General features: G+C 47.8%; 14 protein-coding genes. 11 read left to right on the plus strand and 3 right to left on the minus strand.

Annotated elements, in window-relative coordinates; translation table 11 throughout:
- Window positions 1-25: 25 nt before the first annotated feature.
- Window positions 26-1,714: an AarF/ABC1/UbiB kinase family protein gene (locus LCH85_18730; protein ID MCA0354036.1), complete on the minus strand. Its 1,689-nt coding sequence runs from the start codon at window positions 1,712-1,714 to the stop codon at window positions 26-28.
- A 353-nt stretch (window positions 1,715-2,067) separates the two neighbouring features.
- Between LCH85_18730 and LCH85_18735 the strand changes: the two genes are divergently transcribed.
- Window positions 2,068-2,703, plus strand: a complete 636-nt coding sequence (locus LCH85_18735; GenBank protein ID MCA0354037.1) for a class I SAM-dependent methyltransferase — start codon at window positions 2,068-2,070, stop codon at window positions 2,701-2,703.
- A gap of 55 nt (window positions 2,704-2,758) precedes the next feature.
- On the opposite strand, the gene LCH85_18740 is transcribed toward LCH85_18735, so the two are convergent.
- Window positions 2,759-3,919, minus strand: coding sequence for an acyl-CoA dehydrogenase family protein (locus LCH85_18740; GenBank protein ID MCA0354038.1), 1,161 nt, complete (start codon window positions 3,917-3,919; stop codon window positions 2,759-2,761).
- A 123-nt stretch (window positions 3,920-4,042) separates the two neighbouring features.
- Here LCH85_18740 and LCH85_18745 point away from each other — a divergent pair, with 123 nt between their 5' ends.
- From LCH85_18745 to pepF, 10 genes are all read left to right on the plus strand, one after another.
- On the plus strand, window positions 4,043-4,897 hold the full coding sequence (locus tag LCH85_18745) for a peptidoglycan DD-metalloendopeptidase family protein (protein MCA0354039.1): 855 nt from the start codon (window positions 4,043-4,045) through the stop codon (window positions 4,895-4,897).
- A 112-nt stretch (window positions 4,898-5,009) separates the two neighbouring features.
- A complete protein-coding gene (locus LCH85_18750; GenBank protein ID MCA0354040.1) occupies window positions 5,010-5,903 on the plus strand; it encodes a thioredoxin family protein in 894 nt (297 codons plus the stop codon).
- Between the two features lie 101 nt (window positions 5,904-6,004).
- A complete protein-coding gene (locus tag LCH85_18755) occupies window positions 6,005-6,595 on the plus strand; it encodes a hypothetical protein (protein MCA0354041.1) in 591 nt (196 codons plus the stop codon).
- 22 nt (window positions 6,596-6,617) lie between these two features.
- A complete protein-coding gene (locus LCH85_18760) occupies window positions 6,618-7,220 on the plus strand; it encodes a hypothetical protein (protein MCA0354042.1) in 603 nt (200 codons plus the stop codon).
- A gap of 38 nt (window positions 7,221-7,258) precedes the next feature.
- Window positions 7,259-7,822: a hypothetical protein gene (locus tag LCH85_18765; protein MCA0354043.1), complete on the plus strand. Its 564-nt coding sequence runs from the start codon at window positions 7,259-7,261 to the stop codon at window positions 7,820-7,822.
- A 9-nt stretch (window positions 7,823-7,831) separates the two neighbouring features.
- Window positions 7,832-8,413 carry a hypothetical protein gene (locus tag LCH85_18770; protein ID MCA0354044.1) on the plus strand — a complete coding sequence of 194 codons (582 nt, stop codon included), beginning with the start codon at window positions 7,832-7,834 and terminating at the stop codon, window positions 8,411-8,413.
- A 79-nt stretch (window positions 8,414-8,492) separates the two neighbouring features.
- Window positions 8,493-9,644, plus strand: coding sequence for a carotenoid 1,2-hydratase (locus tag LCH85_18775; protein MCA0354045.1), 1,152 nt, complete (start codon window positions 8,493-8,495; stop codon window positions 9,642-9,644).
- 46 nt (window positions 9,645-9,690) lie between these two features.
- Window positions 9,691-10,188, plus strand: coding sequence for a crossover junction endodeoxyribonuclease RuvC (gene ruvC, locus LCH85_18780; GenBank protein MCA0354046.1), 498 nt, complete (start codon window positions 9,691-9,693; stop codon window positions 10,186-10,188).
- On the plus strand, window positions 10,189-10,944 hold the full coding sequence (locus LCH85_18785; protein ID MCA0354047.1) for a hypothetical protein: 756 nt from the start codon (window positions 10,189-10,191) through the stop codon (window positions 10,942-10,944).
- 43 nt (window positions 10,945-10,987) lie between these two features.
- Window positions 10,988-12,805, plus strand: a complete 1,818-nt coding sequence (gene pepF, locus LCH85_18790) for an oligoendopeptidase F (protein MCA0354048.1) — start codon at window positions 10,988-10,990, stop codon at window positions 12,803-12,805.
- Window positions 12,806-12,852: 47 nt separating this feature from the next.
- Here the strand turns inward: pepF and LCH85_18795 are convergent, their stop codons facing one another.
- On the minus strand, window positions 12,853-13,368 hold the full coding sequence (locus LCH85_18795; GenBank protein MCA0354049.1) for a hypothetical protein: 516 nt from the start codon (window positions 13,366-13,368) through the stop codon (window positions 12,853-12,855).
- Window positions 13,369-13,374: the final 6 nt, after the last annotated feature.

Raw genomic sequence — 13,374 nt, forward strand, 5'->3', positions numbered from 1 at the left:
TTGTGCGCTTCATGCCCTGCGCGGATCAGATATCTTTAAAGCGTGGCAACAACGCCCAAACCAACAAACCACCAGCCAGCCACCACATCCAAGGGTTATCAATCTGCATGGTTTGCAAAATACTCGCGCTGATCATCAGGGCGCTGGCGGCGATGGTTGCGGTGAGCCGACTAAATGCCCGTTCGATCCGTTTGGTGGTACGCTCTAATTTCACAATTTCGGTGCGTACTTGCAAATCGCCTTGGGCGGCTTTGGCATAAAATTGTTTGGCATGGCGCGGAATTTGGCTGAGATCAGTGATTAATTCGCGGCCTTCGTTAATGACCCGCTCACGTAGATCGCGGCCACTGGTTTGCTCACGAATAAAACGCAAGGCAAATGGTTTGGTCACGCTGAAAATATCAAAATCGGGCGCTAAACCAGCTGCTACGCCACCGATAATGCCGACTGTGCGCCCCAAAAACAGCAACGATTGGGGCAACTGAAACGGCAAATCATACAGCAATTCGCTTAATCCGCCGACAAAACCCTCAACATCAATTTGTTGCAGTTCGCGAATCGTGCGGCCATAGGTGTAGGAAAACCAAATTTCTAAGGCTTGGCGCAATTGTTGATCGTTGGCATTGGGCATGACCACGCCAATCGAGCGTGCGCCGTCGATCATGCGCTGTGGTTCACGCATCACCACGCCAGCCGCAATTGTGGCGAGGCCATCCATCACGCTTTGGGGAATCGAATCGACCATACCAAAATCGAGGAAGGTGATTACAAAAGGTTGTTTGCCATTTGCCAAACGTTCGCCAATCGGGCGCACAAATAAATTGCCTGGGTGCGGGTCGGCGTGAAAAAAACCATCGGTAAAGCATTGTTGCAAATAGGCCAAATACAGCTTTTCGGCCAAATCCAGCCGATCAATTCCGGCGGCATCAAGCGCAGCATATTCGGAAATTTTGATGCCCTCGATTCGCTCCATCACCAAAATGCGTTCAGTTGAATAATCGCGCTGAATTTTTGGCACGTAAATGTGATCGTTGCCAGTAAAATTACGCTGAAAGCGCTCGGCGTGATCAGCTTCGCTTAGGTAATCGAGTTCGCGCAAGGTGATCCGCGAAAATTCTTCGATCAGTGCAGGTAAATCGGTACGGCGGCGAATCGGGCCGTAATATTGCATCCAACTAGCAACCCAGCGCAGTGCAGCAATATCAATTTCGACAAATTGCTCAATTTGTGGACGTTGAATTTTGATAGCAATTGGTTGGTTATCGTGAAGCGTGGCAAAATGTACTTGACCAAACGAAGCAGCAGCGATTGGCTCACGCTCAAACGTTTTAAAAATGTGATCGAGTGGTTGGCCTAATTCGTGTTCGATCGTAGCTTGAATCAAGCGAAATGGCACAGGCGAAACTTCATCTTGCAAGCCGATCAAATCTTCAACCACTGCTGGCGGCAACACATCAACCCGTGTTGAAGCAAATTGCCCAAGCTTAATCATCACGCCGCCAAGATCGATCGCCAAGTCGCGAAAACGTCGCGAAAACCGCCGATAGCGCTCGATCCGCGTGCGATCCGCGTACCAGCGAAACCAAAACTGCCGTCCAAGCAACAGATCCCAGACGATAATATGGGCGACTAAGCGCACAAAAAACCACGCGACGCGGAAGAAACGGCGGCGACGTGGAACATTCGGCAACGACACCAACTCAGTTTTACTCATACTCAGTATTATAGCAGGCCAGCGCGGCCAGCGTTAGGGAAGATAGAACATAGAGCAAAGAACATAGAACATAGGAGTTGGAAACGAGGGGTCAGTCAATTTAACGCAGAGGCGCAGAGAGATTAGGGCTATAGGCGTTGGGCTATAGGAAAATAATCTGGGTCAATCTGTTCCAATCTGTGGCTAAAACCCCTAACCTTCGTGCGCTTCGCGTTCTTCGCGGTTCCGTCCTTCGTGTCCTTCGTGTCCTTCGTGGATCAAATAGATGCTACACTGAGTGCTGGCAATTAATCTGCTTAATCAGCGTCAAAACTATAGAGAATTGTAAATTATTAATTGAAAGGGTTTGTCCAATGCCCGATGGAAATGCTTACGATCAGGCCTATTATGCCATGTCGCGGCCTGAGGCTGGGCGCAAAAGTCTGGTTGATACCTTACGCGATCGCTATATTCGTCGCCATGTGTTGCGCTTTCGCCAAACTGGGCGATTGTTGGATATTGGCTGTGGGTTGGGTTTATTTTTGCAATCGATGACCCCGCCGTTTGAGCCATTTGGCACTGATATTTCGGCCTATGCCGTGGCTCAAGCTCAGCAACGCCTGCCCCAAGCCAAATTATTCGTTGGCAGCATTTTGGATGGAATTCCATTCAGCGTTAATTTCGATGTGATTACGGCAATCAATGTAGTTGAACATTTGGAGCAACCCGCATTGGCAGTTGCCGCGATTCGCGAACGCTTGCAATTGGGTGGTTTGTTTGTCGCGCATTTACCAACAATCGGCAATCGTTTGCAAGCGCGGATTTATCGTGGCTCATATGATGCCGACCCAACCCATATTTATCGGCCAAGTGGCCGTGAATTTCGCGGAGTAGCCGAGGCAGCAGGCTTTAAAACTGTGTTCGAAACCTACTCGCCATTTGCTCCAGCCGTGGTATGGCGCAATTTGCCTTGGCATCCAGCCTATTTGGCAATCTTCCAAGCTCGCTAAATCAAAATAGACCACATCCATCAACAGCAAACTTGATGGATGTGGCTTATTTCAGCTAACCACGTTTGCGCAACAACCCCGCATATTTGGCAATAATCCCCAGCATAATTTCATCAGCGCCACCGCCGATTGATAGCAAACGGGCATCACGAAAATAACGCGCCATCGGATATTCTTCAACATAGCCCATGCCACCGTGGAATTGTAAACAGCTATCGGCAACCTCGCGAGCCAAGCGCCCAGCCTTGAGTTTGGCCATCGAAACCTCTTTGGTAATGTCGTGGCCTGCCAAAAGCAAACGAGTGCAGTGATAATTGAGTTGACGCAATGCCTCAATCTCGGTCAATAACTCGGCTAAACGAAAATGAATATATTGGTTTTCAATCAAGGGCTTGCCAAATGTTTGACGCTCACGGCAATAGTTGCTGGTCATTTCAACAATGCGTTCCATGGCCGAAACCGCCGAAACCGCGCCAATCAAGCGTTCTTTTTGAAATTGCTGCATTTGCAATACAAAGCCTTGGCCTTCTTCGCCGATGCGATTGGCGACTGGCACGCGCACATCGTCAAATGCCAACAACGCCGTATCGCTGGAATGATTGCCCAATTTCTCTAGTTTCTTGGAAACATGAAAGCCTGGAGTATTAGTTGGGACGATCAGTAGCGACATAGATTTATAGCCAGGTTCGTCGCTGGTGCGGGCCAAAAGCGTAATAAAATCGGCCTGTGTGCCATTGGTGATCCACATTTTATGACCGTTGATTACATACTCATTGCCATCGCGTACCGCCCGCGTGCGAATCGCCGCGACATCGGAGCCAGCATCAGGCTCGGAAATGGCCACCGCTGCGATCATTTCGCCACGAATTGCGGGAGCCAAAAAGCGCTGACGTAACTCGTCGCTGCCAAATTCGGCCAAGGCGGGCGTGGCCATATCGGTATGTACCGCAATCGCCATGGGCACGCCACCACAATCAGCGTAGCCTAATTCCTCGGCCAACACCACGTTATACCAATAATCTAAGCCTGCGCCGCCATAGGCTTCGGGGTAGGAAACGCCCAACGCATCTAATTCGCCTAATTTTTTGAATAAGGCATGGCCTGGAAAAGCCCGTTCATGCTCCCATTGCTCGACGAACGGGTTAATTTCGCGTTCAACAAACCGCCGAATCGTTTGGCGAAACAGTTCATGCTCAGCGTTAAAATAGAGCGACATCACAGCCTCCTTGCTTTGGGCATCGCAATCGTAGCCCGATTGTAGCATAGCCCATTTAAGCGGCTGGCTTGGTATTAAGTGAGGTAGGTTATGCGTTATATACCATTTTTTGGCAAGAGGATCATGATTGTGCTGCTATTGCAAGGGTGTATGCAAGCAACCTCAACTCCTGCGCCATCTGCTCAAGCAACGGATACCCCAACAAGTTCACCAACAACCTTTCCAACACCTGTGGCTACCGCGACACTCCAAGCGCAGTTGCCAATCGCTACGGTCATGCAACCCTCAGCGACTGCAACGCTTGAAATGCTGCCAACCATGATTCAAGCGACCTTTACGCCTGAAATGCTACCAACAATTATTCAACCTACGTTTGCCCCAAGCCCGATTCCTAGTAATACTTCGCTACCCGCCAGCCCAGTTGTGGCAACAGACGCACCAACCATTGCACCACCACTCTCAACCGAGCCACCTGCAAGCACGCTTGTATATGTTTTTCCGATTCAACCTGCCAATGTTGCAACGTTCGGGTCGTGTCATCACGATTATCCGGCTAGCGATATCTTTGCACCACTTGGTACAGCGTTTGTGGCAGTCACGGGCGGAGTTATTGATTTTGTCAGTTATCGCGATGAATGGGACTCAAGCAATGACGATCCTGCGCTACGTGGCGGCTTATCGATTGCGCTGATTGGCGACGACGGAATTCGTTACTATGGCTCGCATTTATCAGGTATTGCCGATGGGATTACGGTTGGCAATCGCGTGGAAATTGGCCAGTTGCTTGGTTGGGTTGGCCAAAGTGGCAATGCCCGTTCAACCCCTGCGCATCTTCATTTCGGCATCTCCTACCCCAGTAGCCCCGATGATTGGCAAATTCGGCGGGGGACACTCAATCCAGTGCCTTATTTGAACGATTGGCGCAATGGCCGTAACACTACGCCCGATCCATCCCAGAACTTAGGCGGAGCGTGTTAACTAGATTGATTAACGGATAGGCGAAAATCAAATCTGTGCTAGAGTGAATAGCGTCAGGGTTTCGGCGCTGGCAACTAGTTAAACAGATACCTAATCTATGAGGAGCAATTGTATGCAGCGCTGGTGGCGGGTTCTTTATGGTGTGATTATTGTTGGCTTGGTGGGCTGTGGTGCAGCTACACCAACCGCAACTCCGGTGGCCAAAAGCCGCGTTCAGGCAGTTTTGGCAGCATCTAATTTGGTAGTTGGCCCAAATCGCTTGCCAATCGGCTTGATCGTCGATGGTTCACCGATTAACGATCCCAATGTGCAAGTCAAGTTGCGCTTGTATTATCTTGATGGAACCGATGCTGAGAAAACTCAAGTGGCTGGTGAAGGCAGCGCCGATTACTTTGGCCAAGGCTTGCCCGCTGGTATTTACGTAACCTACCCTGATTTTAAAAAGGCTGGTGATTGGGGCGTTGAAGTTGAGGCAACCTTGCCTGGCAAAGAGCCAACCGTCAGTACCTTGCGGCTCTCGGTTTTGGCCCAAGATCCTACGCCTGCGATTGGTAGCAAAGCGATTGCCGTCGATACACCAACCGTCAAAACTGCGCCAGATCTGAGCCAAATCAGCTCTGATCCAAATCCCAATCCGGCCTTGTATCAATTGAGCATTGCCGATGCGATTACGAGCGGCAAGCCCACCGCGATTTTGTTTGGCACACCTGGCTTTTGCAAAACCGCCACCTGTGGCCCGAGCGTCACAGTGTTGGGCAATTTACAGAAAACCTATGGCGAAAAGATGAATTTTATCCATGTGGAAGTCTATAAATTTCCCTTTAGCGAATCTGTCCAAGCTAATCCACCATTATTAGTCCCAGCCATGGCCGAATGGCGCTTGCAAAGCGAGCCATGGTTGTTTTTGCTCGGCAAAGATGGCACGATTGTCAATAAATATGAGGGTGGAATTACAACCGAAGAACTTGGCCCGATGATCGATACGATCTTAGCCCAAGGGATTTAGCCCAAATCCGTGCAGCAGTAGTGCAACCGCGTTGCTGCTGCAACCTTGTTGATCCCCCAACGTAAACAATCACGATTCTGATGAGTAATGAGAGAACATCCATGCAATCTTCACTGATCAAACAACGTCTACGTGTGCCATATTATCGCTGGCAGATTTTTGCTGTCTTTCTATATTTTATCTTGGTAGTCTTCAATTTCTGGATACCAACGAAGACCAGTGTGCCATTAATTACCTACTCGAATATGATTATATATCCGCTTCTGCTGATTCAATTCGGCATGAATGTTATTTCTTATCTCGATCTGAGTGCTCGTGGCTTGGTCATGCGACGTGGTTGGCAACGTTTTGAAGTTAATTGGGAGCACATTGAATCGTTTGGCATTGGCTCAATTGGCCGACGGCGCTATCTGCCCTATATTATTTTGCATCAGCCGATTAAAGGCTTACCAAGCGTGAAATTAAAAGAACTAACGCCAGAACAACGACAGCGCACATTAACCCTAGAAGGTTGGGATAACCCCGAAATTATTGCTAAAGCCTTACATGCCAGTCTGGCATCTACGACCGATCAATGGCAAGTGACTCCCGATTTTTCCAAAAGCCTGAAGTTTTTTTATTCGTATCAACAGATCGTTGTTTGGTCAATATTGATTGTTGGATTTATTTTTGCCTATTTAATCTTGAAATAATGAGCGTGATAGAGGACATTAAATGACAATTCAGAATGATTCAATCAATCCAGTTAATTTAACATTTCGGTCAGCTTCGCGGCTTTATGGAATTACCTATCTGATCGTTTTTATGGGATTAGTATTAGCAAGTACTAAATATTTCGAACTTTCAATCTTGTGGCTAATATGGCTCTTTACAGCGAAATTACCCTTAAATATTGTCTATGCAACTGCTTTATTGCGGATTACCGATACAGGTTTATTGATTCGGCGGGGCTGGCAACGGGCATTGATCCCTTGGAGCAATATTGAAGCTTTGGGCATTGCTAAAGGTCTGGTGCTTACATCAATTCCGTATATTGTTCTACGCGAACCGATTGCTCGCTTTCCGCAAGTTAGCTTAGCAGAACTTGCGCCTGAACAGCAAAATCGCGCAATTACCTTGGAAGGCTGGAGTAAACACCAACACCTCTTTGAAACGCTCTTTCATCGTATTTCTAAAAATAATACTAGTTTTTATGTGATGCCAGAAATTAAACGCTATTCTGCGAATTTCTTATATTACGAGAAAATAGATTTGTATTTCACTTTTGGAAATATTGGTTTATTTGCAATTGGATATATGATCTATAAATTGATTTAATCGAAAATAATAATATATTTTTTAAGGAGAATGAACTTATGCAACCAATAACCTTCAGAGCACTTAACTATAAGCGACAATTATTCATAATGTTATTTTCCGGATGTATGACAATTGCCACTCCAATTATATTTAAAGTAATCTTTGATATGAAAAGATTTTCAGTATTTTTTATCATTATGGGTATATTATATTTCTATGGAGCAATCAGTGACTACCGAAGAGAGTTAATTATTGATGATCGGGGAATTACTGTCAAAAGATTATTCAATCCCACCAGAACTGCCGAATGGAAGGATATTTCTGCTATCCAATATTTTATGTTTTTCAATCGGCCAATTGAATATATCCTTTTTGATCGTGATGTCCAGTTATTAGATTCGCTCTACCCTTCGATTGTGCCAAAACCATATAATCGACGGGTGTTGCTTTTAAATGAATGGGGTAATTATGAGCAAATCAAACTGCTAGCTGAACAAAAAATGTCGCCAATATCGAATAAAGCTTTAATCGTGCCATTTACGTTTAGTTTATCAAGCTTTATCAAACAAGTGCTTGTGTATGGAGTAATTATTATTCCAATTATTATTATTTGGGGCTAGGGTTTTACAATGCAACGATATTTATTAACCATTCGCCCACGGTATTGGTGGGCAAGCTTGGGGTTTGTTGGGCTAGCTAGTGTGCTGGTCATCGTGATTACGATTCAAGCACTAACAACGCCAAATGTTGATCTTGGCCTAGGTTTGTTGTTTTTGGTTGGATTCATCGCATGGATTGCGCGTGGCTTGAATCAGTTTATCCGTGTAACTGAACAGAGTTTGATTATCAAACATTCAGGCAAACCAGTGATAATTGATTGGACCCATGTTGCTGGAGTTGGGACATTGCAAGGGGTGATGGGTATCGCCATGCCCTATCTGATTTTAAGTCAACCGTATGCCAATTTGCCTGAGCCAAATCTTCGCCGCCTGACCAATGCCAATTTACGCGACGAGATTTTAATTATCAATCCGCTGCAGTGGAATAATATTGTCAAGCTTTGGCCGTTGATTCTACAATATCTACCCGCCACTAATGAATATCAAGTGCCGTTTGATTTTAATGCTACCCCAAAAATTGAACGCCGAATCATCGGGGCATTTGTTGGTATTAGTTTCTTGGCAATATTGTTGTTGTATTGGCTCTTTTAAGCCGATTTTCGTGATACGATTGCTATGAGCCGCATCCAGTCCAATGCTGGATGCGTTGCTGTTTTCAAGGAGTTTTCGTATGCGAATACGTTTGATATTAAGTATATTGGTGATTGTCGGTTTGCTTGGCGGCGCTGTTTGGTGGGTTTTACAACCGACTCAAACCCAAATTCAAGCCTCGATTAGTGCGGTTGGTATGCTCAATCAATCCAGTCAAGGCAATTATCGGCGAGCAACCGAGCCACGTCCATTTGAGTTTCCCGCCGATCATGGCTCGCACCCAGGCTATCGGACTGAATGGTGGTATTACACTGGCAATTTGGCGAGTGCTGATGGCCAGCGTTTTGGTTTTCAATTGACCTTTTTTCGTTCTGCGGCCACCGACCAAGTAATTAGCCGCACCGCCAGTTTGGCTACCAGCGATATTTATATGGCGCACTTCGCCTTGACCGATGTGGCGAATCAACGCTTTTATGCCTTTGAACGCTTTATGCGCGGCAATCCCCAATTGGCCAATGCCACGGGTGATCCATTCAAGGTTTTTGTCGAGGATTGGCAAGCGCTTGGCAGTGGCCCCGAAGGTATGACCATGCAACTACGGGCAGAGCAAGCCCCAGTCAAACTCGATTTAACCCTGCAATCGAGTAAAACCCCAACCTTGCAAGGCGATCGTGGCTTGAGCCAAAAAGGTGCTGAGCTTGGCAATGCATCCTATTACTATTCGCTGACCAACATGACTACGACTGGTACATTGCAGATCGATGGTCGCGAAATTGCGGTTACTGGCAAGGCTTGGATGGATCACGAATGGGGTACAAGTGCGCTCGAAGATCAGGCGGTAGGTTGGGATTGGTTCTCGATTCAGCTTGATGATCAACGCGAAATAACCTACTTCAATATTCGTAATGCTGATGGCTCGATTAGCCCCTATTCGACGGGCACATTAACCTTAGCCGATGGTACAACGCGCAAGCTTGAGCGGGATAGCATCAAGCTAGAGGTATTGCAGCAATGGCAAAGCGATCAAGGGACACAATATCCAGCCCAATGGCGCTTGAGTTTGCCCAGCGAGCAGCTTGAATTGACGATTACGCCGCAACTTGCCAACCAAGAACTGCCATTAACCGTGCGCTACTGGGAAGGTACGGTCGAGATTAGTGGCAACACAACAGGTTTTGGCTATGTTGAATTGACTGGCTACGGCGATAGCGACCGCGGGCGTGCCGAATAAGCGAAAGCCGTTATAATGCAATCAGCATAATCATTGAGGATCAGCAATGCGGATTATCGGGATCGATCCAGGCACGGCAATTATGGGTTGGGGCATTATTGATGCCGATGGCAGCGATTTGACCATGGTTGCCTATGGCGCGTTTACCACGCCCGCCAAACAGCCGCTGCCCGATCGCTTGGTGAGCATTTACAATGATTTAGCTCATGTTTTGGCCCACTATCGGCCAGCGGTTGCCGCAGTTGAAGAATTGTTTTTTGCTAAAAATGTCACAACTGCGATGGCCGTAAGCCATGCACGTGGGGTGGCCTTGTTGGCCTTGCGCCAAGCCAAATTGCCAATTTTTGAATATAAACCGTTGTCTGTGAAACAGGCCGTGGTCGGATATGGCAACGCCGACAAACAGCAAATGCAACATCTGGTGCAAATGACCCTGAATTTGGATCATATTCCCAAGCCCGATGATGCCGCCGATGCCCTTGCCGTTGCCATGTGCCATGCCTACGCAGCACCGTATCTTAACCGCATTCAGGAGGATTCCTAGATGGTTCGTCGGCCAGATCTTGAAGAAGTCAGGGTTAATACCTTTTTAATTGCAGATACCGCCATGATTCCGATTTTACGCGGTGAGGGCACGGTCAATGGGCATTCGTTTACCCTAACCTCGGCGCGTGGTCAAGGCTTAATTGCCCGTTTGCGCACTCGCAACTATCGCGTGGTGACGCTCAAAGATAAAATCGATCGTTTGACAGAATTGCCGACGGTCGAAGCTCCAGGCAATTTGCTGCAAATCGAAACTGGCGCACGCGATCAATGGTTTCACTTTGATAGCGATACTTTGACATGGCAAGCAGTTGAAGCTCAAACCAATGGCTCGCGCTTGTTTGTGGCGTTTGAAGAACATCGCGTAGCCCGACGGCGGCGTTCACGTACCAGCGGCGATTATTTTCGAATTGAGCGCTTGCCCAATGGCACGCCCCAATTGACCCCGCTCAAGGAAGATACGGCGCTATTGTTGGGCTATGCTCACGCAACTTACGAAGCCGATATTGAAATTGATAACACTGAGAATGCTGATGGCAGCTACAGCTTACCTGTTGAATTTAGCTTGCCGCCTGCCTACCGCACAATGCTTGAATTGTTGGCCGAGCGCCACGACAAACAAACAATGCACTTTTCGGCGGCTGGCTGGCCGCTTGCTGTGCGCCTTTTGCATCGCCTGAATCTCCGCCCTGCGAACGGTGACATTGAGGACGATTTTGGCGATGATCACGATGATTTTGATGATGACGATGAATAATCGTTGCCAATTGCAATAGCCTGTGTGTTGAAGGAGTTTTGGAATGACAACCGCCGCAACAGTGCCAACCCGTCAGGAAGTAGCCCTCGCCGATACCTGGGATGCAACCAAAGTTTTTGCTTCTGATGCTGAATGGGAACAAGCACTTGATGCCTATGCCCAATCGATCGCCGACATCGAGCAATACCAAGGCCGTTTGGCTGAAGGCGCAGCAACGCTTTTAGCCGCGCTGAATTATTCCGATCAGCTTAACGAGCGGGTTGGCAAGCTCTATATTTATGCCAGCCTGTTTTATAACGTCGATACCACCGACCAAGTAGCCAAAGCCAAAATGGATCGGGTGTTGGGGGTTTATTCGCGCACCATGGCTAGCTCGGCGTTTATCGAGCCAGAAATTATTGCGATTGGCTTTGCAACGCTCAAGCAATGGCAAGCCGAAAACACCGATTTGGCTCGCTATGGTCAATATTTTCATGATGTTGAGCGGCGGCAAGCCCATGTGCGTTCAGCCGAAGTTGAACAAGTATTGGGCTTGGTCAGCGATGCCTTTGATTCTGCCAGTTCAACCCATCGCATTTTGACCGATGCTGATTTGGCCTATCCCGCAGCCCATAGCGCTAATGGGCTTGAATTAGAGCTAACTCAAGGCACAATTGGCCTGTTGGTCACCGATCCTGATCGGGAAGTGCGGCGCACAGCCTTTGAAAACTACAGCGATGCCCATTTGGCCAACAAAAATACCATGGCCAATTGTTTGGCAACTTGTGTCAAACAGCATGTGTTCAATGCTCGCGTGCGCAACTATAGCTCAGCTTTAGCCGCCGCACTTGGCGAAAACAACATCCCAACCGATGTATTTCATCAATTGGTTGCCACGGTGCGCAAAAACTACCCAACTTGGCATCGCTACTGGCGCTTACGCCGTCAAGCCTTGGGCTATGATCAATTGCATGTCTACGACATCAAAGCGCCATTAACCACCAAAAAGCTTGAAATCCCTTACACCGAAGCCGTCGATTGGATTATTACAGGGATGCAGCCGTTGGGCGAAGGCTACACCAGCGTTGCCAAACGTGGCCTGTTGGAAGATCGTTGGGTTGATATTTACCCAAATAAAGGCAAGAGTGCCGGGGCGTTTTCGAGTGGCTGGAAAGGCACGCCACCCTATATCTTGATGAACTACAACAACGATATTTTTGGGATGAGCACCTTGGCCCACGAACTTGGCCACTCCATGCACTCATATTTGACTTGGCAAAACCAGCCAACGATTTATAGCAACTATGGCTTGTTTGTGGCTGAAGTAGCTTCAAACTTCAATCAAGCTTTGGTGCGCAACCACCTGTTCAACACCAACCAAGACCCCGATTTCCAAATTGCCTTGATCGAAGAAGCCATGAGCAACTTCCACCGCTATTTCTTCATCATGCCAATTTTGGCCCAATTCGAGCTCGAAATCCACGAGCGTGGTCAGCGTGGCGAACCATTAACCGCTGCAACTCTCAACGGCATCATGTTCGATCTGTTCCGTGAAGGCTATGGCGAGGAAGTTGTGCCCGATGCTGATCGTATGGGGATTACCTGGGCAACCTTCTCAGGCCATATGTATGCCAACTTCTATGTCTATCAATATGCAACGGGGATTGCTGCTGCCCATGCTTTGGCCGAGGGTGTGTTGGCAGGCAAGCCCGATGCCCAAGCTAACTATTTGGCCTTCCTCAGTGCTGGTAGCTCGTTAGCGCCATTGGATGCACTGAAATTGGCTGGGGTCGATATGACTTCCGCTGAGCCAGTTGAAGCCGCCTTCCGCGTGCTGGCCAGCTATGTTGATCGCCTAGAACAATTGCTGGGCAATCAATAATTAAAGACAAACGCGGGGCTGCAATTCCACAGCCCCGCGTTGCCGAATTAGCTTAATGCACGTTTGAGATTGTTGTAGAAGCCGTAACCAGCCCCCAACAAACCAAAGACAACGGTTAAGATGTGATCTTTGGTGGGTAACCATTCTTCACTCAACATAAAATCAACAGCCAGCGAAATGGATTCACCCAAAGGAATTTCAAAATCCCGTTGAAAGGTCATGACAAAGGTTATCAGATTGCCCAATTCCAACGAGAGCAAGGTAAACAGAATTGCTGGAACAACCAACGAAAAGAGCACAGCTTTTGATACTGGTTTGCGCAGCGGCGAAATCATGGCATAGGAAATCCCCAAGCCAATCAAAATTGCCACATACACAAAAATTCGCTGGGTGAAATAGGCCAATAAGCCCCAAACAATCGCGCCTAAAACAACTGCTCCCAAACCAATCAAGAGTGCTTTGGCTTTGCTGCCGCCAGCTTGCTGATTGGTAGGTGTGCCTGGGTAATTTGAATGTGGTGGCAATTGAAAACTGCCTTGGGGTGGCATTTGTGGTTGAGACATTGCGTT

The sequence above is a fragment of the Chloroflexota bacterium genome, assembly GCA_020161265.1.
In the GTDB taxonomy this organism is placed as follows: Bacteria; Chloroflexota; Chloroflexia; order Chloroflexales; family Herpetosiphonaceae; genus Herpetosiphon.

Bases quoted from the DNA above. Each gene is read 5' to 3' on its own strand.
- LCH85_18730 (MCA0354036.1), bottom strand. From the start codon at position 1,714: ATGAGTAAAACTGAGTTGGTGTCGTTGCCGAATGTTCCACGTCGCCGC.
- LCH85_18735 (MCA0354037.1), top strand. From the start codon at position 2,068: ATGCCCGATGGAAATGCTTACGATCAGGCCTATTATGCCATGTCGCGG.
- LCH85_18740 (MCA0354038.1), bottom strand. From the start codon at position 3,919: ATGTCGCTCTATTTTAACGCTGAGCATGAACTGTTTCGCCAAACGATT.
- LCH85_18745 (MCA0354039.1), top strand. From the start codon at position 4,043: ATGATTGTGCTGCTATTGCAAGGGTGTATGCAAGCAACCTCAACTCCT.
- LCH85_18750 (MCA0354040.1), top strand. From the start codon at position 5,010: ATGCAGCGCTGGTGGCGGGTTCTTTATGGTGTGATTATTGTTGGCTTG.
- LCH85_18755 (MCA0354041.1), top strand. From the start codon at position 6,005: ATGCAATCTTCACTGATCAAACAACGTCTACGTGTGCCATATTATCGC.
- LCH85_18760 (MCA0354042.1), top strand. From the start codon at position 6,618: ATGACAATTCAGAATGATTCAATCAATCCAGTTAATTTAACATTTCGG.
- LCH85_18765 (MCA0354043.1), top strand. From the start codon at position 7,259: ATGCAACCAATAACCTTCAGAGCACTTAACTATAAGCGACAATTATTC.
- LCH85_18770 (MCA0354044.1), top strand. From the start codon at position 7,832: ATGCAACGATATTTATTAACCATTCGCCCACGGTATTGGTGGGCAAGC.
- LCH85_18775 (MCA0354045.1), top strand. From the start codon at position 8,493: ATGCGAATACGTTTGATATTAAGTATATTGGTGATTGTCGGTTTGCTT.
- ruvC (MCA0354046.1), top strand. From the start codon at position 9,691: ATGCGGATTATCGGGATCGATCCAGGCACGGCAATTATGGGTTGGGGC.
- LCH85_18785 (MCA0354047.1), top strand. From the start codon at position 10,189: ATGGTTCGTCGGCCAGATCTTGAAGAAGTCAGGGTTAATACCTTTTTA.
- pepF (MCA0354048.1), top strand. From the start codon at position 10,988: ATGACAACCGCCGCAACAGTGCCAACCCGTCAGGAAGTAGCCCTCGCC.
- LCH85_18795 (MCA0354049.1), bottom strand. From the start codon at position 13,368: ATGTCTCAACCACAAATGCCACCCCAAGGCAGTTTTCAATTGCCACCA.